The 26585-nt window shown below is 57.4% G+C and carries 24 protein-coding genes and 1 other RNA gene; 19 read left to right on the forward strand and 6 right to left on the reverse strand.

Annotation, left to right across the window (positions count from 1 at the left end; all coding sequences use genetic code 11):
• The first annotated feature begins 17 nt into the window (after window positions 1-17).
• The 9 genes from ACZ3HG_RS09410 to ACZ3HG_RS09450 are packed head-to-tail and all read left to right on the forward strand — an operon-like array spanning window position 18 to window position 9418.
• Entirely contained in the window at window positions 18-938 is a 921-nt protein-coding gene (locus ACZ3HG_RS09410; protein WP_191933883.1) for a VOC family protein, read from the forward strand.
• Window positions 935-2134 carry an NAD(P)/FAD-dependent oxidoreductase gene (locus ACZ3HG_RS09415; protein WP_465332734.1) on the forward strand — a complete coding sequence of 400 codons (1200 nt, stop codon included), beginning with the start codon at window positions 935-937 and terminating at the stop codon, window positions 2132-2134. Before ACZ3HG_RS09410 ends, ACZ3HG_RS09415 begins: the two co-directional genes overlap by 4 nt.
• 15 nt (window positions 2135-2149) lie before the next feature.
• On the forward strand, window positions 2150-3388 hold the full coding sequence (locus tag ACZ3HG_RS09420) for an MFS transporter (RefSeq protein ID WP_191936261.1): 1239 nt from the start codon (window positions 2150-2152) through the stop codon (window positions 3386-3388).
• 13 nt (window positions 3389-3401) lie between these two features.
• Complete coding sequence (locus ACZ3HG_RS09425; RefSeq protein ID WP_191933886.1) at window positions 3402-3938, forward strand: cupin domain-containing protein; 537 nt, start codon at window positions 3402-3404, stop codon at window positions 3936-3938.
• Window positions 3935-4717 carry an alpha/beta fold hydrolase gene (locus ACZ3HG_RS09430; RefSeq protein ID WP_191933887.1) on the forward strand — a complete coding sequence of 261 codons (783 nt, stop codon included), beginning with the start codon at window positions 3935-3937 and terminating at the stop codon, window positions 4715-4717. Before ACZ3HG_RS09425 ends, ACZ3HG_RS09430 begins: the two co-directional genes overlap by 4 nt.
• Entirely contained in the window at window positions 4701-5495 is a 795-nt protein-coding gene (locus tag ACZ3HG_RS09435; RefSeq protein WP_191933888.1) for an SDR family oxidoreductase, read from the forward strand. The genes ACZ3HG_RS09430 and ACZ3HG_RS09435 overlap by 17 nt, the downstream gene beginning before the upstream one ends.
• 8 nt (window positions 5496-5503) lie before the next feature.
• Entirely contained in the window at window positions 5504-6283 is a 780-nt protein-coding gene (locus ACZ3HG_RS09440; protein ID WP_191933889.1) for an aspartate dehydrogenase, read from the forward strand.
• Between the two features lie 11 nt (window positions 6284-6294).
• Window positions 6295-7764, forward strand: a complete 1470-nt coding sequence (locus ACZ3HG_RS09445) for an aldehyde dehydrogenase (protein WP_191933890.1) — start codon at window positions 6295-6297, stop codon at window positions 7762-7764.
• A gap of 19 nt (window positions 7765-7783) precedes the next feature.
• Window positions 7784-9418 carry a thiamine pyrophosphate-binding protein gene (locus tag ACZ3HG_RS09450; RefSeq protein ID WP_465332735.1) on the forward strand — a complete coding sequence of 545 codons (1635 nt, stop codon included), beginning with the start codon at window positions 7784-7786 and terminating at the stop codon, window positions 9416-9418.
• 95 nt (window positions 9419-9513) lie between these two features.
• On the opposite strand, the gene loiP is transcribed toward ACZ3HG_RS09450, so the two are convergent.
• Window positions 9514-10266, reverse strand: a complete 753-nt coding sequence (gene loiP / locus ACZ3HG_RS09455) for a metalloprotease LoiP (RefSeq protein WP_191933892.1) — start codon at window positions 10264-10266, stop codon at window positions 9514-9516.
• Window positions 10267-10555: 289 nt separating this feature from the next.
• On the opposite strand from loiP, the gene tkt reads away from it, so the two are divergent.
• On the forward strand, window positions 10556-12547 hold the full coding sequence (gene tkt / locus ACZ3HG_RS09460) for a transketolase (RefSeq protein WP_191936258.1): 1992 nt from the start codon (window positions 10556-10558) through the stop codon (window positions 12545-12547).
• A gap of 76 nt (window positions 12548-12623) precedes the next feature.
• Here the strand turns inward: tkt and ACZ3HG_RS09465 are convergent, their stop codons facing one another.
• Window positions 12624-14492: a sulfatase-like hydrolase/transferase gene (locus ACZ3HG_RS09465; RefSeq protein WP_191933894.1), complete on the reverse strand. Its 1869-nt coding sequence runs from the start codon at window positions 14490-14492 to the stop codon at window positions 12624-12626.
• Window positions 14493-14871: 379 nt separating this feature from the next.
• Here ACZ3HG_RS09465 and epd point away from each other — a divergent pair, with 379 nt between their 5' ends.
• From epd to ACZ3HG_RS09495, 6 genes are all read left to right on the forward strand, one after another.
• A complete protein-coding gene (gene epd, locus ACZ3HG_RS09470) occupies window positions 14872-15891 on the forward strand; it encodes an erythrose-4-phosphate dehydrogenase (RefSeq protein WP_191933895.1) in 1020 nt (339 codons plus the stop codon).
• A 49-nt stretch (window positions 15892-15940) separates the two neighbouring features.
• The gene (gene pgk / locus ACZ3HG_RS09475) at window positions 15941-17107 is read left to right on the forward strand and encodes a phosphoglycerate kinase (protein ID WP_191933896.1); all 1167 of its coding nucleotides are present in this window, start codon (window positions 15941-15943) and stop codon (window positions 17105-17107) included.
• 81 nt (window positions 17108-17188) lie between these two features.
• Entirely contained in the window at window positions 17189-18268 is a 1080-nt protein-coding gene (gene fbaA / locus ACZ3HG_RS09480; RefSeq protein WP_062744306.1) for a class II fructose-bisphosphate aldolase, read from the forward strand.
• 182 nt (window positions 18269-18450) lie between these two features.
• Window positions 18451-19326 (forward strand): small-conductance mechanosensitive channel MscS, encoded by an 876-nt coding sequence (gene mscS / locus ACZ3HG_RS09485; protein ID WP_465332736.1) that lies wholly within the window; start codon window positions 18451-18453, stop codon window positions 19324-19326.
• 230 nt (window positions 19327-19556) lie between these two features.
• Window positions 19557-20171 carry an arginine exporter ArgO gene (argO, locus tag ACZ3HG_RS09490; RefSeq protein ID WP_191933898.1) on the forward strand — a complete coding sequence of 205 codons (615 nt, stop codon included), beginning with the start codon at window positions 19557-19559 and terminating at the stop codon, window positions 20169-20171.
• Window positions 20172-20333: 162 nt separating this feature from the next.
• Window positions 20334-21059: an oxidative stress defense protein gene (locus ACZ3HG_RS09495; protein WP_062744349.1), complete on the forward strand. Its 726-nt coding sequence runs from the start codon at window positions 20334-20336 to the stop codon at window positions 21057-21059.
• 79 nt (window positions 21060-21138) lie between these two features.
• On the opposite strand, the gene ACZ3HG_RS09500 is transcribed toward ACZ3HG_RS09495, so the two are convergent.
• A complete protein-coding gene (locus tag ACZ3HG_RS09500; RefSeq protein ID WP_062744303.1) occupies window positions 21139-22038 on the reverse strand; it encodes a LysR family transcriptional regulator ArgP in 900 nt (299 codons plus the stop codon).
• Between the two features lie 202 nt (window positions 22039-22240).
• Between ACZ3HG_RS09500 and rpiA the strand changes: the two genes are divergently transcribed.
• Together rpiA and serA are read left to right on the forward strand one after the other, a co-directional pair.
• Window positions 22241-22900, forward strand: a complete 660-nt coding sequence (rpiA, locus tag ACZ3HG_RS09505) for a ribose-5-phosphate isomerase RpiA (RefSeq protein WP_062744302.1) — start codon at window positions 22241-22243, stop codon at window positions 22898-22900.
• Window positions 22901-23235: 335 nt separating this feature from the next.
• Window positions 23236-24474, forward strand: a complete 1239-nt coding sequence (gene serA, locus ACZ3HG_RS09510; protein WP_191933899.1) for a phosphoglycerate dehydrogenase — start codon at window positions 23236-23238, stop codon at window positions 24472-24474.
• An 80-nt stretch (window positions 24475-24554) separates the two neighbouring features.
• Here serA and ACZ3HG_RS09515 read toward each other — a convergent pair whose 3' ends face one another.
• The 3 genes from ACZ3HG_RS09515 to zapA all read right to left on the reverse strand — a co-directional run bounded on the left by ACZ3HG_RS09515 (window position 24555) and on the right by zapA (window position 25791).
• Window positions 24555-25142, reverse strand: coding sequence for a 5-formyltetrahydrofolate cyclo-ligase (locus tag ACZ3HG_RS09515; RefSeq protein WP_191933900.1), 588 nt, complete (start codon window positions 25140-25142; stop codon window positions 24555-24557).
• A 93-nt stretch (window positions 25143-25235) separates the two neighbouring features.
• Window positions 25236-25420, reverse strand: a non-coding RNA gene (gene ssrS, locus ACZ3HG_RS09520) — 6S RNA.
• Window positions 25421-25461: 41 nt separating this feature from the next.
• A complete protein-coding gene (gene zapA / locus ACZ3HG_RS09525) occupies window positions 25462-25791 on the reverse strand; it encodes a cell division protein ZapA (RefSeq protein ID WP_062744299.1) in 330 nt (109 codons plus the stop codon).
• 169 nt (window positions 25792-25960) lie between these two features.
• On the opposite strand from zapA, the gene ACZ3HG_RS09530 reads away from it, so the two are divergent.
• A complete protein-coding gene (locus ACZ3HG_RS09530) occupies window positions 25961-26539 on the forward strand; it encodes a YecA/YgfB family protein (RefSeq protein ID WP_062744298.1) in 579 nt (192 codons plus the stop codon).
• The last annotated feature ends 46 nt before the right edge of the window (window positions 26540-26585 follow it).

Here is a 26585-nt window from a genome sequence, read left to right on the forward strand (position 1 = left end):
AAAAAAGAGGCAGGATCATGAGCGTATGCGGAATTGAGAAGCTGGAGTTTGGCGTGGAGGACCTGGCGCTGTGCAGCAAGTTTATGGTGGATTTCGGGCTTTCCGCGCGTGATGCCAGCCATTTTCAGACGCTGAGCGGGGCAGAGGTGGTGCTGCACCCTGTCGATTGTCAGGATCTGCCGCCCCCCTTTGAACCCGGTTCTACGCTGCGGCGTGTCACCTGGGGCGTCAGCGATCGTGCTGCACTGGAGGCTATCGCGGATAAGCTGAGTGGCCGGGTGCCCTTTGAAGAAAAGCACGGCGCGTTGCACTGCACTGACCCAAACGGTATGGCGTTATGTATCGCCATCAGCCAGCAGCAGGCGGTCACGCTGGACGTTCCTCCGATGAATCAGTGGGGCGATATACGCCGGGTCGATTGCCCCAGCCCGGTCTACAGCCAGGCGACCCCGATTAACATCGGTCATGTGGTGTTCTTTGTAAATGACCTTGCCGAAACCGAGCGCTTCTATCGTGAGGTGCTCGGTTTCCAGGTATCAGACCGTTACATCAACCGTGCAGTATTTTTGCGCACGCAGCCGTGCGGAGGCCATCACAACCTGTTCCTGCTGCAATTACCCACCGGTAAGCGTGGCCTGAATCACGTGGCTTTCAACGTTCGTGATATTCACGAGGTGGCTGGCGGTGGGCTGGCGATGAACAAACAGCAGTGGAGCACCTTTATTGGCCCAGGCCGCCATCCGGTTTCCTCCGCTTATTTTTGGTACGTCAACAGTCCGACCGGCGGTGCTTTTGAGTATTACACCAATGATGACTGGCTGACAGAGAACTGGCAGCCGCGTGAACTCGAGCACTCGCTGGTTTCGTTCACCGAATGGGCCGTGGAGGGTGGCATAGACTACACCACCCGCCGTCAGCAAAAGCAGGGGGCAGTATGAGCGCCGGAATTGTCATTATTGGCGGTGGCCAGGCCGCAGGCTGGGCGGCGAAAACGCTGCGTGAGGGCGGATACGATCGGCGTATCAGTATCGTGGCAGATGAACCCTGGGATTTTTACGAACGTCCGCCGCTGTCGAAAAGTGTGCTGCTGGACAATGACCCCTCACTGACCCGCCTGTTTAGCGAGGTATCGCAGGCGGCGCTGGATCTGACCTGGTATCGACCGCTGCGGGCAGAAATGATCGCGCGGTCAGAGCAGCGCGTGATGCTCAGTAACGGGCAAACCCTGCCTTACGATCAGTTGCTGATTGCGACCGGCAGCCGCCCACGTATGCCAGGCCGTGAATGGCAAAACCATCCGCGTATTCATACGCTGCGGAGCTGGCAGGATGCACTGACACTGAGGGCCGGCCTCAGCGACTGCCGGCGGCTGGCTGTCGTCGGTGGGGGATGGATTGGACTGGAGATTGCGGCATCCGCACGTCAGAAAGGCATCGATGTGACGATTTTTGAGCGCCAGCCCGCACTGTGTCAGCGCAGTGTCGACCCGGGGGTCTCTGCCGCCCTGCTGGCGCTACATCAGCAGCATGGCGTTGAGCTGCACACCGGCTGCGGTGAGATCCAGCTCTCTTACCGGCAGAGTCTGCCGCAGATCAGCAGTACGCGCACGGCGGTGCAGATATTTGATCGCGTTGTGGTGGGCATCGGCGTTGAGCTGAATCTTGAACTGGCCCTGCAGGCCGGGCTGAACGTCGATAACGGCATTGTCGTGGACGGGCAGGGACGAACCAGCGATCCGCTCATCTTTGCGGCGGGCGACGTGGCACGTCATCCCCAGCTTGGCATTTCTCTTCAGTCCTGGGCCTTTGCCCAAAATCAGGCCATAGCCACCGCACGGGCAATGCTTGACCCGCAGTCCCCGCCTTATCAGGCGATCCCGTGGCTGTGGTCGGATCAATATGACGTCAATATCCAGATCCTCGGTCTGCCCGCCGAGACGGGAACCCCCGTCACCCGTTCACAGGGGGACAGTACGCTGTGGTTCCGACTGGGAGCGGACTGCTGTCTGCAACAGCTGGTGGCATTTAATGACGCGCGCAGTATCAAACTGGCCAAGCGCTGGATGGCGGCGGGAACCCGGCTGGAGGCTGAACGGCTCGCCGACCCTGATTTCCCGCTGATGTCGCTGCGCTGACCGGAGGCGACACTGATGAGCATATCTGAATATCAGCCTGCCACGGCGGCCGTGGATGCGCAGTGCAGCGGGGAGGTTCGCTGGTCGATCCCGCTGGCCCTGTTTGCCTGCGTACTGCTGGCCTTTTTTGACAAGGTGAGCATTGCTGCGCTGTTTTCTGACCCGATCTTCCAGCAGGCGCTGGGGATTGATTTTGATACCACCCGACTCGGGCTGCTAATGAGCGCCTTTCTGCTCAGTTATGGCTGCTCGTCGGTGCTGTTAAGTGGGCTGGGCGACAGGATTAATCCGCTGCGCTTACTGACCATCATGATGCTGTCGTGGTGTCTGCTGATGATCGCGATGGGCTTTTGTCATTCCTACAGCATGATGCTGGTGCTGCGCGTGGCACTGGGTGTGGCAGAAGGCCCCCTGTTCCCGCTGGCTTTTGCCGTGGTTCGCCTGAACTTTCCGCAACATCTACAGGCACGGGCCACCATGCTGTGGCTGCTGGGTACCCCCATCGGGGCGGCCATCGGTTTTCCACTTTCCCTTTTTCTACTGACGCGTTTTGGCTGGCAGAGCACCTTCTGGTTTATGGCGTTGCTGACGGTGCCGGTCATGGTCTGGGTCTGGCTGGCGCTGCGAAATCTGCGTCAGATGCCTGCGGGATCGCGTCAGGTCAGTCTGCCGCGTAAAGCGGCGCGCAGGCGTCTGTTCCGCAGCGTTCATTTCTGGATTATTTGCGTGACGAACATCGCTTTCTTGACCTACCTCTGGGGGATTAACGGCTGGCTGCCGAGCTATCTGGTGGAAGGCCGTGGCATCCATCTCAGTGATGTGGGCTGGCTGTCGTCACTGCCCTTTATCGCCATGCTGTTAGGGGAAGGGGCAGGCGCATGGCTTTCCGATCGCTTCGATCGCCGTGCGCTGGTCTGCTTTATCTCCCTGGGCGGCGCGGCGGCTGGCCTGCTGGCGGTACTGCATCTGCAACAGACCTGGATGGTGATCGCCGCCATGAGCGTCAGCACGTTTATGTGGGGGGCGGGAGCACCCAACATGTTTGCGTTACTGGCAAAGGTTACGCCGTCCAGTGTGACGGCAACCGCCGGGGGAATTTTCAACGGTCTGGGTAATTTTGCCGGGGCGCTGGCACCTGTGCTGATGGGGGCGCTGATTGCCTCTACGCACAGCATGGACAGTGGCCTGCTTTTTCTGGTGGTGATGGCCGTGCTGGGTTGCATGCTGTTACTTCCGATGCTGAAACGTTACTGAGGAGAGTTAAACCATGTCAAATACTGGAGAAAAAGCGGCTGTCAAACCTGCCAGCCTGCCCATGGATCAGTGGATTGAGTCCCGCATTGCTCGTTTTTCCGGGCGTAAATATGACTGGGAGGCGCTGAAGTTTCAGGCCGATTTTGACCCCAAATACCGACGGGCACAGATGCGCTATATCGGTACGGGGGCGACCGGGGTTGCCGCCGATGGTAATACCGTCCCTGCGGAGAATTTTACCTTCTCGACAATGGTGTTACCGGCAAAATGTGAAGGCCCGCTTCATCTGCATGACGATGTGGAAGAGGTGTTTTTTATGCTGAAAGGGTGCATCACGCTGATGGTGCAGGACGGCGACGGCTATTACGAAACCGTGCTGAACGAGCGCGATCTGATATCCGTTCCGGCGGGCATTTATCGCGGCCTGTTTAACCACGGCGAGGAAGAAGCGCTGATGTGCGTGATGCTGGGCACGGCGAAGCCGCATATTCCGACCTACCCCGCCGGACACCCCCTGTCACGGGTTAAGCGCCAGCCGGTATCGTCATGATTGCGTGGCATGAAGCGGGAAGCGGCCCGGCGCTGGTTCTGCTTCATGGCATCAGTTCAGGCAGCAGCAGCTGGCATAAACAGCTGAACGATCCGCGGTTGCAGGGCTGCTGTCGTATCCTGGCCTGGGACGCGCCAGGCTACGGAAAGAGCCTTGCCCTGACGGAGGCGGAACCCGCCGCCGAACGGTATGCCGGGGCGCTGGCACAGATGCTGGATGATGCCGGAGAGCAACAGGTGGTGCTGGTGGGGCATTCGCTGGGGGCATTGATCGCCAGCGCCTTTGCCGTGAGCTATCCGCAGCGGGTTAAGCATCTGGTGCTGGCCGACCCTGCGCAGGGCTATGGGCGGGCGACGGTGGAAAAACAGCAGCAGGTGCTCATCCAGCGTCAGCAGCAGCTGGCAGGAGGTCTGGAGAAACTGGCTGCCACCCGGGCGGTCAGGTTGTTGCGGCCCGATGCTGATGAACGCGATGTGGCTACCGTTGCCGCCGGGATGCGGCGGCTTAACCCATCGGGTTTTCTGCAGGCGGTATCCCTGCTGGTGCATGAGGATATCCATGGCTGGCTGGCGAAAAACTCCCGCCCGACCGAAGTGTGGTGTGGTGAGATGGATACGATAACGCCGCCGGTTCAGGCTCAGGATCTTGCCCGCGGTCAGGGCTTCCCCTACCTGCCGATCCCCGGGGCCGGCCATGCCAGTTATCTCGACAATGCGGCCTTTTTTAACCGCCAGCTGCGGCGGGTGATCACAGGAGAGGAAAATGGATCTTCACATTAGAGGACGGGTCGCGGTAGTGACGGGCGGGTCGTCGGGCATCGGATTCGCCACGCTCAAACTGTTGCTGGCGGAGGGGGCCCGAGTCGCGTTCTGCGGCCGCAATACCACCCGACTGGCCAGTGCTCACGCCGCACTGCGCGAGGCCTACCCCGAAGCCGACATGCTGGCACAGCACTGTGATGTGCTGGATCAACAGGCAGTAGAGCGGTTTGCTCAGGCGGTCAGTCAGCGATTTGGGGCTGCAGACATGCTGATCAACAACGCCGGGCAGGGCTATGTGGCTAATTTTAGTGATACGCCACGTTCCGCCTGGTTACAAGAGGCGGAACTGAAGCTGTTTGGCGTGATTAATCCGCTTGAGGCGTTTTTACCGGCGCTGGAGCGTTCGGATATTGCGTCAGTGACCTGCGTTAATTCACTGCTGGCCCGTCAGCCGGAAGAGCACATGATCGCCACCTCGGCGGCCCGTGCGGCCCTGCTCAACCTGACGCTGTCGCTGTCGAAGGCGCTGGTCCACAAGGGCATCCGTGTTAATGCGATTTTGCTGGGCATGGTGGAGTCCGGCCAGTGGCGACGGCGTTTTGAACAGCGAGAAGACCAGCAGCAGAGCTGGGAGCAGTGGGCCACGGCCCTGGCGGAAAGACGCGGTATTCCCCTCGGGCGTTTAGGTAAACCGGAGGAAGCGGCGCGGGCATTACTTTTCCTTGCGTCTCCCCTGGCCTCTTTTACCACCGGTGCGGCACTGGATGTTTCCGGCGGATTCTCGCGGCAGCTATAAGGATACCCATGAAAAAAATTATGTTGATCGGCTTTGGTGTCATGGCGCAGGAGGTGCTTGCGCGCCTGCCGGCAGGCGTCACTCCCGGCTGGATCCTCGCACGCGAACATCATCATCCCGCTATTCTTTCCCGTTTTGACGGGCAGGTTAAGGCTATCGTTTCTCCTGAACAGTGCGACGGGGAGCCTGACCTGGTGCTGGAGTGTGCCAGCCAGCAGGCCGTTGGGGAGTATGCAGAGGCGATCCTGCTGCGTGGCTGGCGGCTGGCCATCGTCTCAACGGGGGCGCTGGCGAATGAGGTGCTGCATCAGCGTCTCCGGCGCGCCTGCAGTCAGGGCGGGCAGCTGATCCCGCTTTCCGGGGCCGTGGCCGGACTGGACGGGCTGGCAGCCGCAAAGGTCGGTGGGCTGTTGAGCGTGATGTACCAGGCCTGTAAAAGTCCGGAAAGCTGGCGCGGCAGCCGGGCGGAAACGCTGCTCGACCTCAATACCATTACTACCCGGCAGGTGTTTTTTCGCGGCAGCGCCCGGGAAGCTGCACAGCAGTTCCCGGCCAATGCCAACGTGGCGGCCACGATTGCGCTGGCGGGGATGGGGATGGATCTGACTCGCGTTGAGCTGGTGGTGGACCCTGACACGTTGCGCAATACGCATACTCTTCATGCCGCCGGCAGTTTTGGTGAGCTGTATCTGGAACTTCGGGGGTGCCCGTTAGCCCGCAATCCGAAAACCTCGTTACTGGCGGCGCTCAGTGCCGTGCAGATCTGCCGTCAGCTGATTGACGCGTGAAGGAAAAAGAGATGGAAACAGTAAAGCTGTACCTTGCCGGAGAGTGGCGGGAAGGGCGCGGGGAACGCTTTTGCAGTACTTTCCCCGCTGACGGGACGGTGAATGCCTGGCTGAATGCAGCCAGTCTTGACGACGTAGAGCTCGCCGTCAGCGCGGCTGAATGTGCCTGGCGTCAGCCTGAATGGCGCTACATGCTGCCGCACCAGCGTGCGGCGATCCTGCACCGCGTCGGCGATCTGATCCTTGCCCGACTGGAATCACTGGCAGTATTACAAACGCGGGATAACGGTAAGCCGCTGGCGGAAACGCGTGGGCTGGTGGCCAGTGCAGCGGCCACTGCCCACTACTTTGCGGCCGCCTGTGAGGTAATGGAAGGTGAACTGCCGCCGCCGCGCAGCGCTGATTTCATCACCTTAAGCCATTACGAACCGATCGGCGTGGTCGCCGCCATCACCCCGTGGAACTCCCCGATTGCCAGTGAAATGCAGAAGGTCGCCCCGGCACTGGCAGCGGGTAATGCTGTCGTGCTGAAACCGGCTGAAGCCACGCCGTTAATGGCACTGCAGCTGGCTTCGCTGTTTGAAGAGGCCGGTCTGCCGCCCGGCCTGTTAAGCGTACTGCCAGGGAAAGGGTCGGTAGTGGGAGAGGCGCTGGCACGACATCCGCTGGTGAAAAAGATCTCGTTCACCGGCGGCACCCGCACCGGACGTCTGCTGGCACACGTGGCGGCTGACAGGCTGATCGCCACCTCGCTGGAACTGGGGGGGAAGTCGCCGACCATCGTGCTGGAGGACGCTGATATTGAGCAGGCCGCGCGCGGCATCTGTTATGGCATCTTCAGCTCTGCCGGGCAGGCCTGCATCGCCGGAGCGCGCCTTTTCGTTCACCGTTCGCTGTATCAGCCACTGCTTGACCGGCTGCTGACCCTGACGAGGGGATTATCTCTTGGCGATCCGTTACAGCCCGGTACGCATATAGGCCCGCTGATCAGCGCTGCACACCGTCAGTCAGTGGCGGAATATGTGGCACTCGCACGGGCAGAAGGGGGGGAGATCCTCTGCGGCGGCAGGGCTCCGGACGATGCAGCTTTCGCGCAGGGAAACTGGTTCGAACCGACGATTATTGCCGGACTCAATAACCAGGCGCGGGTGTGTCAGGAGGAGATCTTTGGGCCGGTGCTGGTCGTGATGCCCTTTGATGATGAGGCCGGATTGATCGCCCAGGCGAATGATTCGATCTATGGCCTGGCGGCAGGGATCTGGACGCGGGACATCACCCGTGCGCTGCGGCTGGCCGGGCAGCTGGAGACCGGTACGGTATGGATCAATACCTACAAAGTGTTCTCGGTGGCGACCCCCTTTGGCGGCGTAAAACAGAGCGGTCTGGGACGTGAAAAAGGACTCCAGGGGCTCAAAGCCTGGATGCAGCAGAAGAGTATCTATCTGGCGACGACCCCGGCCATTAATGGCTGGAGCGACTAACTTCGGACGGAAGAGCATTATGAGTGAGACGATAACGGTAGGGGAAGCTCTGGCGCGTACGCTGGAACAGTATGGCGTAACCACGCTGTATGGCATTATTTCTATTCATAATTTACCGATTGCTGATGCGATCGGCCAGCGGGGTAAGCTGCACTTTGTTCCGGCACGCGGCGAGGCGGGGGCGGTCACCATGGCCGATGCTCACGGTCGTTTTAGCGGGCTGGGTGTTGCATTAACCAGTACTGGTGCCGGGGCAGGGAATGCGGTGGGCGCACTGCTGGAAGCGATGAATGCCGGCACGCCGCTGCTGCATCTGACCGGCCAGGTGGAGAAAGCCTGGCTTGACGCCGACAGCGGGTTTATTCATGAGGCCCGCGATCAGCTGGGTTTCCTGCGTGCCAGCAGTAAAGCTGCGCTACGGGTGCATTCCCCGCAGCAGGCGGTGGCGGTAGTCCATCGTGCTATTCAACTGGCACAAACCCCACCCTGTGGACCGGTCTCTGTGGAGATCCCGATTGATATTCAGAATAGCCAGATACCCGTAACGCTGGTCACGGCTGCGGTGGGGCCATTATCACCTCCGGCTGCGCCAGACAGGGTGATCAACGACCTGGCAGAGAGGATCAGAGGCGCACGCCGTCCGCTGTTGTGGGTGGGCGGCGGGGCACTGGGCTGTGAGGCGGCGGTTTCGCGGCTGGCCGATGCGGGCGTGATGGTGATTTCCAGCGCGCACGGGCGTGGTATTTTGCCCGATGCACATCCGCGCAGTCTGCGGGCCTTCCATAATTCTCCCCCGGTCGAGGCGCTGATGGCGCAGAGCGATCTGACGCTAATTGCAGGATCGCGCCTGCGCAGTAATGAGACCCGCAGCTGGACGCTGACGCTGCCGCAGCCGAGAATTCAGATCGACCTCGATCCCGCCGCCGCCAGCCGTAATTATCAGGCGGATGCGGTGCTTAACTATGACTGCCGCTCGCTGCTGAATGCGGTGGCGGAGCGGCTGTCGCCACGGGTGGATCCGGCGCTGGATAGCGCTATTGCTGATGCGGTAGCCCGGTCAGAGCAGAGGCTGCGTCAGGAGTGCGGCGTGTATGCCGCGCTGAATGATGCCGTGGCAGCGGCATTACCGGCCGACGGTATTCTGGTGCGTGATATCACCGTTTCCGGCAGCCTGTGGGGCAGCCGTCTGCTGCCTGCCAGCGGACCGCTGCAGAATATTCACTCCCTGGCCGGTGCCATTGGTATGGGGCTGGCGATGGCCATCGGCACGGCGCTGGCGAATCCACAGCGCAAAGTGGTGGGGCTGGTCGGCGACGGGGGGCTGGCGCTGGGCCTGGGGGAACTGGCGACGCTGGTGCAGGAGCGGGCTAATGTCACGCTGCTGGTGATGAACGACGGGGGCTACGGAGTGATGCGGGGGATTCAGGATAAATACTTCGCCGGACGGCAGTATTATAACCAGCTGCACACCCCGGACTTTACCCTGCTAGCGCGGTCGATGGGGCTGCGGGCGTGGAGCGTCGATGCTGCCACTGACTTTGCCGGTGTGCTGGCAGAAGCGGTCGCCCTGCCGGGGCCGTCGTTAGTCGTGGTCAATATGAAGGCGATCGGGCCGCTGCACTTTGCCGGGCCACCGCAGAAAACACTGTATTGATACGGCGGGTGGGAGGGGGCTGACCAGAACAGAAGGTCAGCCCCTACAGACCGGGGCGACCTGCGTTTCAGTCGCCCTGTGTCACCGGTCAGGCATTATTTACCGGCGGCAATACGCTGTTTGATATGGTCAGCACGCGCCTGGGAAGCCGGGTGTGAATCAAACATGCTGCTTTCATGCGTCCCTTCCAGTTTGGCTAACTTCTCAAAGCTGGTCACCAGCCCCTGCGGGTTGATGTTACGTTTCTTCAGCAGATCGAAGGAGTAGTCATCCGCCTGGGACTCCTGGCTCTGAGAGAACTGGGCATTGACCAGCTTCTCACCGATATCGCCGAGCTGTGACTGCGACAGCGAGGCCGCCACGCCACCGGCTGACGCAGCGGCAGTACGGATTGCCGTGGTGGAGTAAGCCAGCTGCATCGCTTTACGGGAGTGGCCCAGCGCCACGTGACCCATTTCATGGCCCAGTACGCCTTCAACTTCATTATCGGTCATCAGATCCATCAGGCCGCTGTAAACGCGGATACAGCCGTTTGCCATGGCCCAGGCGTTGACGTCTTTGGTCAGGTAAACTTTATAGTTCGCCGGGGTGCCGTTGATATTGTCGCCGAGTGCGGCTGAGATTTTGCTCAGGCGTTTGGCATAAGTGCTGCTGGCCGGGGCGATCTGCGCTTCGCTGTCCATCTGCTGACAGGATTTATCACTTAACTCTTTAACCTGTGCATCGCTCAGTGTGGCGGCCTGCCAGGCCTGCGTACCCGACTGCATCAGCGTGTTTGCATCAAAATTCTGACAGCCGGTCAGGGCAGTCGCCAGCGCCAGCGCGGCAAAAGAAAAACGTTTGTTCATTCCAGTTCATCCATTAAGGTAACAAGGTATTTAAAATCAGAAAGTTGCAAAATTACGCCGGGCGAAAAATCGCCGGCGCGAGATGTGTTATAGCGCGTGTTCACGTGGTTGCATAGTCACCATCCTCTCAAACGGCAACATATGTGATTCTTTTTACATCCCGCGCCATGTACATGTTACCCGTATTTCATGTACATTGATGGTCGACTTTCCTTCGGCTTTGCCTGATAACTCATTCATTACAATAGGTTAAGGACGGCGAAGCGTTAAATCCGACCTGGAGTAGAAAATGTCTTCTCGTAAAGAGCTTGCCAACGCCATTCGCGCATTAAGTATGGATGCGGTGCAAAAAGCCAAATCCGGCCACCCGGGTGCCCCGATGGGGATGGCCGATATCGCCGAAGTTCTGTGGCGTGACTTCCTCAACCACAACCCAGAAAACCCACTTTGGGCCGATCGTGACCGCTTCGTGCTGTCTAACGGTCACGGCTCAATGCTGATCTACAGCCTGCTGCACCTCAGCGGATACGATCTGCCCATCAGTGAACTGGCTAACTTCCGTCAGCTGCATTCCAAAACCCCAGGTCACCCGGAATACGGCTACACCGTCGGTGTGGAAACCACCACCGGTCCACTGGGCCAGGGCATCGCCAACGCAGTGGGCTTTGCCATTGCTGAACGCACGCTGGCCGCGCAGTTCAACCGTCCCGGCCACGATGTGGTTGACCATAACACCTACGTGTTTATGGGCGACGGCTGCATGATGGAAGGCATCTCCCACGAAGTCTGCTCGCTGGCTGGTACGCTGAAGCTGGGCAAACTGGTGGCGTTCTATGATGACAACGGCATCTCTATCGACGGCCACATTGACGGCTGGTTCACCGACGATACGGCGACACGCTTTGAGTCTTACGGCTGGCACGTCGTGCGCGGCGTGGACGGACACGATGCAGACGCCATCAAAAAAGCGGTGGAAGAAGCCAAAGCGGTGAGCGATAAGCCTTCTCTGCTGATGTGCAAAACCGTGATCGGTTTCGGTTCACCGAACAAAGCCGGTACGCACGATTCCCACGGTGCACCGCTGGGTGATGACGAAATCGCCCTGACCCGTAAACAGCTGGGCTGGAACCACGCGCCGTTTGAGATCCCTGCCGATATTTATGCACAGTGGGATGCGAAAGAAGCTGGCCGTGCAAAAGAAGCGTCATGGAACGAGAAGTTTGCCGCTTACGCCAAAGCCTTCCCGGAGCTGGCGGAAGAGTTCTCCCGCCGCGTGAAGAACGAACTGCCGGCCAACTGGGAAGCCGAGTCGCAGAAGTTCATTGAACAGCTGCAGGCTAATCCGTCTAAAATTGCCAGCCGTAAAGCGTCGCAGAATGCCATCGAAGCCTTCGGCAAACTGCTGCCGGAGTATCTGGGCGGTTCCGCTGACCTGGCACCCAGCAACCTGACGATGTGGTCCGGTTCTAAGCCGATCAACGAAGATGCGGCGGGTAACTACATCCATTATGGCGTGCGTGAATTCGGTATGACTGCCATCGCGAACGGTATCACCCTGCACGGCGGTTTCCTGCCGTACACGGCGACCTTCCTGATGTTTGTCGAATATGCCCGTAACGCGGTGCGTATGGCCGCGCTGATGAAAATCCGCCAGGTCATGGTCTACACCCATGACTCCATCGGTCTGGGTGAAGATGGCCCGACTCACCAGCCGGTCGAGCAGATGGCCAGCCTGCGTGTGACGCCAAATATGAGCCTGTGGCGTCCGTGTGACCAGGTGGAGTCAGCCATTGCGTGGAAATACGCGGTTGAACGTCAGGACGGCCCTACGGCCCTGATCCTGTCCCGTCAGAACCTGGCCCAGCAGGACCGTACGGCAGAACAGCTGGCAAACGTCGCCCGCGGTGCTTACGTGCTGAAAGATTGCGCCGGTACGCCTGAGGTGATCCTGATCGCCACCGGTTCAGAAGTTGAACTGGCCGTCGGTGCGTATGACCAGCTGACTGCGGAAGGCCGTAAGGTTCGCGTGGTGTCTATGCCATCGACTGATGCGTTCGACAAGCAGGATGCGGCTTATCGTGAGGCTGTGCTGCCAAAAGCGGTCAGCGCACGCGTCGCGATTGAAGCCGGTATTGCGGATTACTGGTACAAATACGTCGGCCTGAACGGCGCTATCGTCGGCATGACCAGCTTCGGTGAGTCTGCTCCGGCTGAGAAGCTGTTCGATCTGTTTGGCTTCACGGTAGAAAACGTGGTGGCCAGGGCGAAAGGCCTGCTGTAACCGTCCGGCATCGCCCTTCGGGGCAGTAAGCTGCCAAAAAGGCATCGCATTGCGATGCCTTTTTTTATGGCGGCAGTCAGTCGCGCACGATGTCAGCCAACTGCGCTGCATCCAGATCCCAGCCTGCGGTGCCTTCCTGCGGCAGGAAATGACCGTCATCCGTGCCAATTTCCTGCTGATACAGGGTATTCAGTTTCTGATTAAGCCACATGATTAACGGACGTGATGCCTGTGGATCGCGGGCGAGGTTATTCATTTCCTGCGGATCGTTTTCCAGGTCATACAATTCCAGATCGTTCAGCGCCAGCAGCTGATCCCAGGTCTGCGGCATATTGTGCTGGCGCAGAGAGAAGTAGCGGGCAAATTTGTACCGCCCGTCAAAAATCATCCGTATGCCCGTGCGTCGCCTGAAATCAGGGGAGAGGGCTTTCATTGCAAAATGCTTTTCATCCGGGGTCAGCGCCTTATCGTCGCGCAGGCGAAACATCTTACGCAGATACTCGCGGTCGATATACAGCATCATGTCGTAACAGTAGAGGGTGGCGTTGCGTATCTGGTGCAGTGTTGCCTGCTCAGGCTGGCGGATCAGCGGGCTGAAATCCACACCCTTGCGGTCCTGCAGCAGTGAGGCGCGCTGCGCCTGGGGCCGCCCGGTCAGCCCCAGCAGGGTGGGAACCAGATCCAGGTGGCTGGTCAGTGCCTGACAGCGTTTACCGCCAGGATAGTCCGGATGGCTGACGATCATCGGCACGTGCACCTGCTGGTTGTAAACGCAGGTGCCCTTACCGTGCATCTGATGATAACCCTGCAGCTCCCCGTGATCGGAGGTGAATACCACAATGGTTTTCTGCCGCAGGCCCAGCGCGTCCAGTTCTTCCAGCAGGCGAACCAGGTGGCTGTCATGATCGCGGATGCAGTTAAAATAGTAGTCGCGCAACTTCTTCCAGCGGCGATCCTCATCAGGGAACTGTCCGACCAGCATGGCTCTGGCCTGCTGATAGTCCCACTGGGCAGCGGGTCTGCCGGCCTGATCAAAAGGCTGATGACGGCTGTCGGGCAGGGGGCTGGTATCCCAGCGGGCAGCATAGAGGGTATTTTCCGGCGGTTGCGCCGGACTCATCGGCTGATTCTCATTCAGCGCCTGATGCCACTGCACCCTTTCCCCCGGGGCATCGGTATCGATAAACATGACATCGTGCGGGTTAACCAGGTTGACGGCGAGCAGCCAGGGCTGCTGCGCATCGGCCATATTTCGCCCTTTGCCGCGTAGCCAGCTGACAGCCTGCGCCGTGGTCAGACTGTCATAGACGTAACCGCCCTTGCGCAGGCCAATCAGGTCACCGATGCCGGAATAATCGTCAAAGCCATATTTCTGCATCTGCTGATGCAGCGGCGCATGATCCATATCGTCGATGTTGCCGGAAGGAACGCTGTTCAGCGAGTGATCGAGCAGAGTAGAGAGGTGCCACTTCCCTTTGTAAGCGGCATAGTAGCCTAACGGCTTTATCAGCGAGGCGAGGGTACCCAGTTCCGGGGAGAGACTCCAGGGCATCCACGGCATGCCGGCATTATCAAACATCCGCGTCTGTGGCATATGCAGACCGGTATACATCACCGAGCGCGATGAGGTGCAGACGCAGCTGTTGATATAATGACGGGTGAACGTGGTGCCGGTGTTCATCAGGCGCTCACGGCCCGGCACGGGAAAAGGGTAGTGGTCGAAGTAACGTTCCTGATCGGAAGTGACAAACAGGATGTTATAACCCTCTGGGAGTTGCTGCGGTGCCCGGGGAGGAGGGGAAGCCGGGACGGGGACGGGGACGGGGGCGTTGGCTGTGCCGGCGGCCAGGGCCGGGGGAAGTAACTGGCTGCTGGCGAGGACCCCGGCACCTTTCAGCAGGGTCCGGCGCGAAATGCCGGATTTATCTGGATTGTGTTCGGCCACGGGAGGCTCCTTTCTCTGGTGTGTTAATCAGACGTTAAAAACAGAAAGTAAGCGCTTCCCCAGACCGCAGATAGACATAAGGTGTGATCTGACTAAAAAATGGCCAGTGGGGGTGCCGTGTGGCGGAAAGTCCGGGATTTTTTAACAAGTTTTGTCTGATTTTGTGACGTAGATCGAAAGTTGAGGGGCGTAATTGATCCCGATCATTCCTATTATTCCTGACATCAATTATTCTAGCTGAAGCGTTTCAGTTAGCTGTTCCGCCACGACCCGCTTGCCAGCAGACACGGGTAAGGGGGCAAGAATGTCCTGTACAAATCGTGGTGGCTGGCTCAGGCTAATCCTCCGATTTCATAGTGAATTCTGATGCAGGAGTGATATGACGGTTCGCATTGCCATTAACGGATTTGGTCGTATAGGGCGCAACGTATTGCGTGCCCTGTATGAAACCGGTCGCCGTGCTGAAATCACGGTGGTGGCCATCAATGAGCTGGCAGAGGCCGCCGGTATGGCGCATCTGTTAAAATACGACACCAGCCACGGGCGGTTTGCCTGGGAGGTCCGCCAGGAGCGCGATCAGCTGTCCGTCGGTGATGACACCATCCGTCTGTTACATCATGCTGATATTGACGCGCTGCCCTGGCGTGAGCTGAATGTGGATATTGTGCTGGACTGTACCGGGGTTTACGGCAGCCGTGCGGATGGCGAAGCTCATCTGCAGGCCGGGGCGAAAAAAGTGCTTTTCTCCCACCCCGGCGGCAACGATCTGGATGCCACCGTGGTGTTTGGCGTGAATGAAAAAGATCTCCTGCCTGAGCACAGACTGGTGTCTAACGCCTCGTGCACCACGAACTGCATCATTCCCATTATTAAATTGCTGGATGATGCCTGGGGCATTGAATCAGGAACGGTCACCACCATTCACTCGGCGATGCACGACCAGCAGGTGATTGATGCGTATCACCCGGATTTACGCCGCACGCGTGCCGCCAGCCAGTCGATTATTCCTGTTGATACGCGACTCGCCGCCGGGATCACGCGTTTCTTCCCAAAATTTAATGACCGCTTCGAAGCGATAGCCGTGCGCGTGCCGACCATTAATGTGACGGCCATTGACCTTAGCGTCAGCGTGCGGGATGCCGTCAGTGCCTGCGAGGTTAACGCGCTGTTGCAAAGTGCGTCAGAAGGGGCATTTAGTGGTATAGTTGACTACACGGAATTGCCGTTAGTCTCCATTGATTTTAACCATGATCCGCACAGTGCCATTGTTGATGGCACCCAAACGCGGGTCAGTGGTCAGCACCTGATCAAGACGTTAGTCTGGTGCGATAACGAATGGGGCTTTGCCAACCGTATGATCGATACGACCTTGGCGATGGCCACAAGCGGTTTCAGGTAAGGCGCGTACAGCGTCTGTAAAACTTTGAGAATCAACGAGAGGGTTCACCATGTCTGTAATTAAGATGACCGATCTGGATCTGGCTGGTAAACGTGTTCTGATCCGTGCGGATCTGAACGTGCCAGTTAAAGAAGGGAAAGTGACGTCAGATGCACGTATTCGCGCTTCACTGCCGACAATTGAAGCGGCGTTGAAGCAGGGCGCAAAAGTGATGGTTACCTCTCACCTGGGTCGTCCGACCGAAGGTGAATACAACGAAGAGTTTTCTCTGCTGCCGGTAGTCAACTACCTGAAAGACAAGTTGGGCGCAGACAACGTGACGCTGGCCAAAGATTACCTGGAAGGCGTTGAGCTGACCGCCGGTAAACTGGTGGTGTTGGAAAACGTGCGCTTCAACAAAGGCGAGAAAAAAGACGACGAAGCCCTCTCTAAAAAATACGCTGCACTGTGCGACATCTTTGTGATGGATGCGTTCGGTACTGCTCACCGTGCGCAGGCCTCTACGCACGGCGTGGGTAAGTTCGCGCCGATTGCCTGTGCCGGTCCGCTGCTGGCCAATGAGCTGGAAGCCCTGGGCAAAGCCCTGAAAACCCCGGCGCGTCCGATGGTTGCCGTAGTGGGTGGCTCTAAGGTCTCCACGAAGTTCGACGTGCTGAACTCGCTGGTGAACATTGCTGATACCGTGATCGTCGGTGGCGGTATCGCCAACACTTTCGTGGCTATCGATAACAACGTGGGTAAATCACTGTACGAGCCTGATTTTGTTGAAGCCGCAAAAAAACTGCGTGATGAATACAAAATCCCGGTGCCGACTGACTCCCGCGTAGGCACGGAATTCTCTGAAACTGCCCCGTCTACCGTGAAGAAAGTGTCTGAAGTTCAGGACAACGAAGAGATCATGGACTTCGGTGATGAGACTGCGCTGGCCATGGCTAAGTTACTGAAAGAAGCCAAGACTATTCTGTGGAATGGCCCGGTCGGCGTGTTTGAATTCCCGAACTTCCGTAAAGGCACTGAAATTATTGCCAACGCCATTGCAGACAGCGACGCATTCTCCATTGCAGGCGGCGGTGATACGCTGGCGGCTATCGACCTGTTCGGTATCGAAGATAAAATCTCCTATATCTCTACCGGTGGCGGTGCGTTCCTTGAGTTCGTGGAAGGCAAAACCTTACCTGCGGTTGCTATGCTGGAAGAGCGTGCGAAGCAGAAGTAATTAAACCTCAGTGCGGGGTGCATGACGCCCCGCATGAGAACCGAATCCTTTAATACGACCGAAGAAACAGGACAAGCTAACATGTCTAAAATTTTTGATTTCGTAAAACCTGGCGTTGTCACCGGTGATGACGTGCAGAAGATCTTCAAAGTGGCGAAAGAGAACAAATTCGCCCTGCCAGCCGTTAACTGCGTCGGCACTGACTCCATCAACGCCGTACTGGAAACTGCTGCGAAAGTAAAAGCACCAGTGATCATTCAGTTCTCCAACGGTGGCGCTGGCTTCATCGCGGGTAAAGGCCTGAAATCAGACAAACCACAGGCTGCTGCCATCTTTGGCGCAATCTCTGGCGCACACCATGTGCACCTGATGGCTGAACATTACGGCGTGCCGGTGATCCTGCACACCGACCACTGCGCGAAGAAACTGCTGCCGTGGATCGACGGTCTGCTGGACGCGGGCGAAGAGCACTTCGCTAAAACTGGTAAGCCGCTGTTCTCTTCTCATATGATCGACCTGTCTGAAGAGTCACTGGAAGAGAACATTGAGATCTCCAGCAAATACCTGGCGCGCATGGCGAAAATCGACATGACTCTGGAAATCGAACTGGGTTGCACCGGTGGTGAAGAAGACGGTGTGGACAACAGCCACATGGATGCTTCAGCCCTGTACACTCAGCCAGAAGACGTTGATTACGCCTACACCAAGCTGAACGCGATCAGTCCACGTTTCACCATCGCTGCCTCTTTCGGTAACGTACACGGCGTGTACAAGCCAGGCAACGTGAAACTGACGCCGACCATCCTGCGTGATTCTCAGAAATACGTCAGCGAGAAACATGGTCTGCCAGAGAACTCCCTGGACTTCGTGTTCCACGGTGGTTCCGGTTCATCTGCCGCTGAAATCGAAGAGTCTATCGGTTACGGCGTGATCAAAATGAACATCGATACTGATACCCAGTGGGCAACATGGGACGGTATTCTGCAGTACTACAAAAAGAACGAAGGCTATCTGCAGGCGCAGCTGGGTAACCCGGAAGGCGCTGATAAGCCAAACAAGAAGTTCTACGATCCTCGCGTCTGGCTGCGTGCTTCACAGTCTTCGATGATCGTTCGCCTGGAGCAGGCATTCAAAGAGCTGAACGCAGTCGACGTACTGTAATCTTCCCTTTGGTTAAAAAAGGCCCTGATGGGCCTTTTTTTATACGCAAAATCCGGAATTTTTAAGTAATTGTGTGACTTGTTTGGCACAACAACAAATGTTGTTTACCCTTAACTCCACCGGTTGTCGTTACAGCGGCAGTGAATTGAACGCCCGCTCAGGGCAAACAACAGGACAGGGTAATGGACGAGTTAAATGTGGTAAACGGCCTGAATAATGCAGGCGGATGGCTGGTACGTAACCAGGCATTACTGTTGAGCTATGCAGTCAATATTGTTGCGGCTATTGTCATTGTTATCATCGGGATGATTGGCGCCCGCTTCATTTCAAATGCTGTTAATAAACTTCTGGTAACACGAAAAATCGACCCGACCGTGGCGGATTTCCTTTCCGGTCTGGTGCGTTATGGCATCATTGCTTTTACGCTGATTGCCGCTATGGGCCGCGTTGGCGTACAGACCGCATCGGTGATTGCCGCGCTCGCTGCCGCAGGCTTTGCCTTTGCGCTGGCACTGCAGGGGTCGCTGTCTAACCTCGCCGCCGGCGTACTGCTGGTGACCTTCCGTCCCTTCCGTGCGGGTGAGTTTGTCGACCTCGGCGGCGTCATGGGGACCGTGCTCAACGTGCAGATTTTCTCCACCACGCTGAGAACGGCAGATGGCAAAATCGTGGTAGTGCCGAACGGCAAAATCATCGCCGGAAACATCATCAACTTTTCGCGTGAGCCGGAGCGCAGGAACGAATTTATTATCGGCGTGGCTTACGATGCTGACGTGGACCAGGTACTCAAACTGCTGCGTGAGGTGGTTGATGCCGAACCGCGCGTGCTGCAGGAGCGTGGCGTGCAGATCGGCCTGAATGAGCTGGGCGCATCCTCAGTGAACTTTGTGGTGCGCTGCTGGAGCAAGGCGGGCGATCTGCAGGACGTCTACTGGGACCTGATGAAAAACTTTAAGCGCGCGCTGGATGCGAATAATATCGGCATTCCTTATCCGCAGATGGACGTGCATCTGCATCAGGTGAAAACAGCGGAGCAGGCGACTCACGCTCAGGAGTGAACCCGCACCGTGAAACCGGCCCCCTGACTGAGCCAGCCAGGGGGCTTTTTTTGCCCCAAAATGGTGATGATCGGGCGGGGATACGAACGCCGGGGCGTGACGTTATTCCTGCAGGCACCGGTTTTGCGCGCATTATTAGCATTATTTATGCAGCATTAAATCTTTCAATTTCCCCTAATAATTGAGTCGCTATACACTTTGCCGAAATCGTAAAGGGTGAGGTGATTATTGTGTTATCCATTTTTTTTCAGGGCGTTGCCATGGGTGCCGCGCTTATTCTTCCGCTGGGCCCGCAAAACGCGTTTGTGATGAACCAGGGCGTACGCCGTCAGTATCATCTGATGACCGCTGCGCTCTGCACCCTGAGCGATATTGTGCTGATCTGTGGTGGCATCTTTGGCGGTAGCGCATTGCTTAATCAGTCTGCGCTGCTGCTGAACGTGGTGACCTGGGGTGGCGTCGCCTTCCTGCTGTGGTACGGCTGGGGCGCGCTGCGTACCGCATTCAGCGGCGACGTGCAGCTGGCCTCTGCGGCCGCGCTGAAGCAGGGGCGCTGGCGCATTGTGGCCACGATGATGGCGGTCACCTGGCTTAACCCGCACGTTTATCTGGATACGTTTGTAGTGCTGGGGAGCCTGGGCGGACAGCTACCGGAAGAGGCCCGCCGCTGGTTCGCCCTCGGCTCTGCCAGTGCCTCCGTGCTGTGGTTTTTCGGCCTGGCGCTGCTGGCGGCCTGGCTGGCACCGCTGCTCAATACCGCGCGCGCCCAACGAATAATTAACCTGCTGGTCGGGCTGGTCATGTGGGGGATTGCGCTGAAACTGGCGTTGCAGGCACTCTCCTGAAGTTAACAGGAACTCACTATCAGAATTGATGTCCTAGTGTGACGCGCCAATGCGCACTAAAATATCTTGTACCGCCAGATTTTGACGGAACAATACGCTACCGGAACCCGCTTTTTACCCGGTGGCGTTCTCGCTGATGATGATGACCCCATGGAGGATGCTTTGAAGCTCACTAAACTGGCTCTGGCCGCAATGATTGGATTGGGCACGTTGCCACTGGCTGTACAGGCAGATGAACTACCGAATGGCCCACACGTGGTGACCTCCGGTCAGTCCAGCGTGGATGCTGCGCCGGATATCGCCACCCTCGCGATTGAAGTCAGTGTGTCTGCTAAAGATGCTGGCGAAGCGAAAAAGCAGGCTGACAGCCGCGTACAGCAGTATTTTGACTTCCTGGATAAAAGCGGTATTGAGAAGAAAGATATCAATGCGGCTAACCTGCGGACCCAGCCAGAATATGACTACCTGAAAGACGGTAAGTCAGTGCTGAAGGGCTACCGTGCCGTGCGTCAGGTTCAGGTGACGCTGCGTCATCTGGATAAGCTGAATGAGCTGCTGGACGGCGCGCTGAAATCAGGCCTGAATGAGATCCGTTCGGTGGAACTGGGCGTTGCCAATCCGGAAGAGTACAAAGCGAAGGCACGTAAAGCCGCCATTGATGATGCAGTGAAGCAGGCCGGGGATCTGGCGCAGGGCTTCGGCAGCAAGCTGGGGCCGGTATACAGCATCCGCTATCATGTTGCTAACTATCAGCCAATGCCGATGGCCCGGATGTACAAGGCCGCTGACGCGGCACCGATGACCTCTGCCGCGCAGACTTACGAACAGCAGAGTATTCATTTTGACGATCAGGTCGATGTGGTGTTTGAGCTGCAGCGTAACCCTTAATGCCGGATGGGCTGACCGATACTGACGGTCAGCCCCTGAGCAGAATTCCACCGGGGCCGGGTCCGACCCTGACAGATCGTTATTCCGTATCCTGACGCAGTACGCGATGGCCGTGCGCCAGCAGTGCGTCAGTCACCTTACGCATCAGGCGGCTTTCCGGAGCAAAGCGGTGCCAGTACAGCATCCGGCGCTGCAACAGGCCCGGGGTTAAATCAATCAGCTCCCCTTCCGCCAGTTCGCGCTCGATTTGCAGGTGCGGGATCATACAGCAGGTGGTGCCCTGACGGGCCAGCTGGACAAAGGCTTCTGACGAGTTAACGATGTGGCAGGGCACGCTGCCCGGCGACAGGTCAAAGTTCTGCTGTAAAAATGCCTGATGCATATCATCCAGATGATCGAAGGCCACTGCCGGGGCTTTCAGCAGCGCCGAGCGCGTCACACCGTTCGGGAAGTAGCGGGCGGCAAACTCCTTCGACCCCACAAAAAGATAGTCGAGCGCGCCGAGCTGATCGACCAGACAGCTGGGCAACGGCTGCGGCTGAATACTCACGGCACCGACCACTTCCCCGCGTCGCAGGCGTTCCTGAGTGCGGGTTTCATCTTCCACCTGAAGATTCAGACGCACCGGGGAATCGGTCAGTACCGTTTTCAGCGCGGGCAGCAGCCAGGTTGCCAGACTGTCGGCGTTCACTGCCAACGACAGCAGCAGGGGCGTGGTGCCGCTGATATCGTCACCCAGCCACTCTTCTTCCAGCAGCTCCACCTGGTGCAATAAGGCCAGCAGCTTCTGACCCTGCTCCGTCGGGCGCGGCGGTACGGTCCGCACCAGCAGAGGCTGGCCGAACATATTCTCAAGCTGCTTGATACGCTGCGAGACCGCTGACTGAGTAATACAGAGCTTTTGCGCGGCACGTTCAAAGCCGCGTTCACGAATCACTGCATCCAGCGCCTGAAGCGTTCGATAATCCGGGCGTTTCATTAATCGTTGTACTCTCTTTCAGGTGTGGTTCTGCACTATGCCATATTTTTCGTGTTTTGCCTTTGGCTGGCATCACTGACCTGTCCGCCACTTTGTGGGGTGGGTTCCATTCCTGTCAATCAAAGACCCTGTTAGGCGGTTTTTTTTCTCAGCCTTGCTTTATACTACGCGCACACAGTGACTGACAGGTTTTAAACATACCATGACACAGGATGAACTGAAAAAAGCCGTAGGCTGGGCAGCTCTGGATTATGTCACGCCGGGCACCATCGTTGGGGTGGGAACGGGGTCGACTGCTGCGCATTTTATTGATGCTCTGGCCTCGATCAAACACCAGATTGAAGGGGCTGTCTCCAGTTCGGAAGCCTCCACGGCTAAGCTGAAAGAGTATGGCATCCACGTTTTTGATCTGAACGAAATCGATGAGCTGTCGGTGTATGTTGACGGCGCAGACGAAATTAACGGTCAGATGCAGATGATCAAAGGCGGCGGCGCGGCGCTGACGCGCGAAAAAATTATTGCTGCCGTGGCCGATCGCTTTATCTGTATTGCCGATGCCTCTAAGCAGGTCGATGTGCTGGGGCGCTTCCCGCTGCCGGTCGAAGTGATCCCCATGGCGAGGTCGTATGTCGCCCGTGAGCTGGTCAAGCTGGGTGGGCAGCCTGAGTACCGTCAGAACGTGGTGACCGACAACGGCAACATTATTCTCGACGTGCATAATCTGAAAATTATCGACCCCGTGCGTCTGGAAACCGCGATTAACGCGCTGCCTGGTGTGGTCACTGTCGGGTTGTTTGCTGCCCGCTGCGCCGATGTTGCGCTGATCGGTACGGCTGACGGCGTGCAAACCATTCAAAAATGATCTGCCCGCTGGCGGTTATTTTTACCTAAAAAACATCTTTTCTTTTGCAGGCAATATTTAGTGACTTATGTCACATTCAGGCTGCCTGAAGCGCGATCCTCCTGATGGTTCGCGCTGCACCACGATTTTCTATCGCAATGTTCTGGCCGACCGTGTTGCCATGCTGGCAGCCAGGCAATCGTTTGTATTGCTGCGGGCGTAAATTTTGTTATTTTGACAGAAGGCTATCTTATATCCCCGCTGTTTTTACCCTTTCTGCAGGCTGACGTTACGCCTGTAAACGGGAAAGCCCGGGGGTGAAGCCACATCTGAAGTCAGCTAAATAGGGTCGGGAAATGGCAAAAGTATCACTGGAGAAAGACAAGATTAAATTCCTGCTGGTGGAAGGCGTTCACCAGAGTGCAGTTGATAATCTGCGTTCTGCTGGCTACACCAACATTGAATTTCACAAGGGCGCACTGGACAGCGAAGCACTGAAAGAGTCCATCCGCGATGCCCACTTCATCGGGCTGCGTTCGCGTACTCACCTCACCGAAGAGATCTTCGCCGCGGCAGAAAAACTGGTCGCAGTTGGCTGTTTCTGCATCGGCACCAACCAGGTGGATCTCAATGCGGCGGCGAAGCGCGGCATTCCGGTGTTTAACGCACCTTTCTCCAACACCCGATCCGTGGCTGAACTGGTTATCGGTGAACTGCTGCTGATGCTGCGCGGCGTGCCGGCGGCCAACGCTAAAGCACACCGGGGCCAGTGGCATAAGCTGGCAGTGGGTTCCTATGAAGCTCGCGGCAAAAAGCTGGGGATCATTGGTTACGGTCACATTGGTATGCAGCTGGGCGTGCTGGCGGAAAGCCTCGGGATGCACGTCTTCTTCTATGATATCGAAAGCAAACTGCCGCTCGGTAATGCGACCCAGGTGCAACATCTCTCCGACCTGCTGAATATGAGCGATGTGGTGAGCCTGCACGTGCCGGAAACCCCATCTACCCAGAATATGATGGGGCCGGACGAACTGGCGCTGATGAAGCCGGGTGCGCTGCTGATCAATGCCTCGCGCGGGACCGTGGTCGATATCCCGGCTCTGTGCCACGTCCTGGCCACCGGGCACCTGGCCGGTGCGGCGATTGACGTCTTCCCGGAAGAGCCGGCGACCAACAGCGATCCGTTCAACTCGCCGCTGTGTGAGTTTGATAACGTGATCCTGACGCCACATATCGGGGGCTCCACGCAGGAAGCACAGGAGAACATTGGTATTGAAGTGGCAGGCAAGCTGGCGAAGTACTCAGACAATGGATCGACGCTGTCTGCCGTTAACTTCCCGGAAGCCTCACTGCCGATGCACGGCGCAAACGCCAGTCGTCTGATGCACATCCATGAGAACCGTCCCGGCGTGCTGACGGCGATCAACCTGATCTTTGCCGATCAGGGGATCAACATCTCTGCTCAGTATCTGCAAACCACGCCGCAGATGGGCTATGTGGTGATCGACGTCGATGCACCGCAGGATGTGGCTGATAAAGCCCTGCAGCTGATGAAGGCTATTCCGGGCACTGTACGCGCACGTTTGTTGTACTGACAGACGGGCTGACCGGATAAGAAGGTCAGCACCGGTACAATACCTTTGAGGGGCGACTTTTTGAGTCGCCCCTTTTGCTTTCACCACTGCCACAGCCTGGACGGCGTGATCAGCGCCGGTAATGGGATATCCCACTCCGCGACGGGTAAGCGCTCCACCTGCTGACAGTCATGCGCCAGACCCACCGGCAGAAAGCCGTGCTGCTGCCAGTTCTGCAGTGTTCTGTCATAAAACCCGCCGCCCATACCCAGACGCTGGCCGCTGGCATCAAACGCCACCAGCGGTACCATCAGCACGTCCAGCTCACTAAGCGGCAGCAAATGACGGATATCCAGCGGCGGTTCGGGTATGCGCAGGCGGTTATTGCGCAGTTCGGTGTGTTCATCGTAATGCAGGAACAACAGCTGACCGCGAGAGAAAGGGTGCAGAACCGGAAGATAAACCCGCTGCTTACGCTGCCAGAGTTTGGCAATGAGCGGCCGGGTATTGATTTCACCGTCGACAGAGAGAAACAGCGCGATATTCTTCGCCTGCTGTACCGGGGCAAAATTCAGGGCATGGTCAGCGACCTGTACGGCAGCAAGCTGCTGCTGTTCATGGCTGAGTTCTCGCCGGAGGTGGCGGATATGGGTGCGGATGTCCTGACGGTCGCAAAGAGGGAGGCTCATAGCTGGCCACTCCAAAAGCAAAAGGTGTTTTTCAGATTGCCGGGTCTTGCAGAGAGTGTAAATAGCAGAAAAAAACAGTGGAGATAAAACGTGGGAATCTCCGAGATGCCGCCGCAGGCTGTAACCCTTGAACCCATGGTTCAAGGTGAGTATGCCGTCGTAACCATCAGGCTTCTCGGACGAACCGAGCTTGCGCACAGGTTACAGAGCGTCACACTCTGTTTGGTATTAATTATCGGCTCAGGGGACGGGCCCGCTTGCAAACATCTCAGAGAATTTTTTACTTCACCGTCACTGTATCACAGCTAACGTTGAAGTGTTATTCGAACTTCGCACCCGTACGTTCAGTTATGCGACCTTGCTCAAGCAATGCCTGTTCAATGGTCTGTTGCAGCATCCGAATTCGTTGTTCCATGTTCGACGCATAGTCACGGGTTTTGACTTTTTCCTGCGCCAGTTCATGGCAAATGTTCAGTGCAGCAATAAATACCAGTTGCTCGGTATTAGTGACTCTAGTGCGAACTTTTAAGTCTTGCAACCGTTGATTGAGGTCTTCGGCAGCCAGATTCAGCGCATCTTGCTGTTCGGGCGGACAATTTACTCTTAATGAACGGCCAAAAATTTGAATATCTACCGGTTGTGCAGACATGCCACCTTCCTGACTGATTACTGCGCCCGCCATCACCCTTACCGCTCAGGGCTTGGGAGGGGCGCTACTATAACTACCCCTAATATAAGAAACAACCCCTTTCTGGAATCGTTGAGGCACCTGGTGGTAGCATACCACGAACTTAACCAGCCAACGACGAACAAAACCCATGTCACTAACGAACATTATGCCGGGCTACAACACGCTGGCTTCAGTACTGACGCAGCAGGGCGTAGGAATGACCCCTGCCGAGATGCATGGCCTGATCAGCGGATTGATCTGCGGCGGCAACCATGACAGCAGCTGGCAAACGCTGATGCACGACCTGACTAATGAGGGTATGGCGTTTTCGCAAACGCTGGCGCAACCCCTGCAGGAGATGCACGAAGCGATTGGCAACACGCTGGAAGATGAAGGCTTCCTGTTCCAGCTTTACCTGCCGGAAGATGACGACATCACCGTTTTTGATCGTGCCGATGCGCTGGCAGGCTGGGTGAACCATTTCCTGCTTGGCCTGGGCGTTGTACAGCCAAAAATTGGGCAGGTGAAAGGGGAAACCGGAGAAGCCATCGACGATCTGCGCACCATTGCCCAGCTGGGTTATGATGAAGATGAAGATCAGGAAGAACTGGAACAGTCGCTGGAAGAGGTGATTGAGTACGTGCGCGTGGCTGCACTGCTGTGTCATGACACCTTTACCCGCGCTGTTCCGACCAATGTCGTGATGAAAAAGCCGACGCTGCACTAACCCGCGGTCAGTCAGGCCGCTCGTGGTGATTTAACGGAACAGCATT

The organism is Erwinia sp. PME.40.26/001 (genome assembly GCF_055556675.1).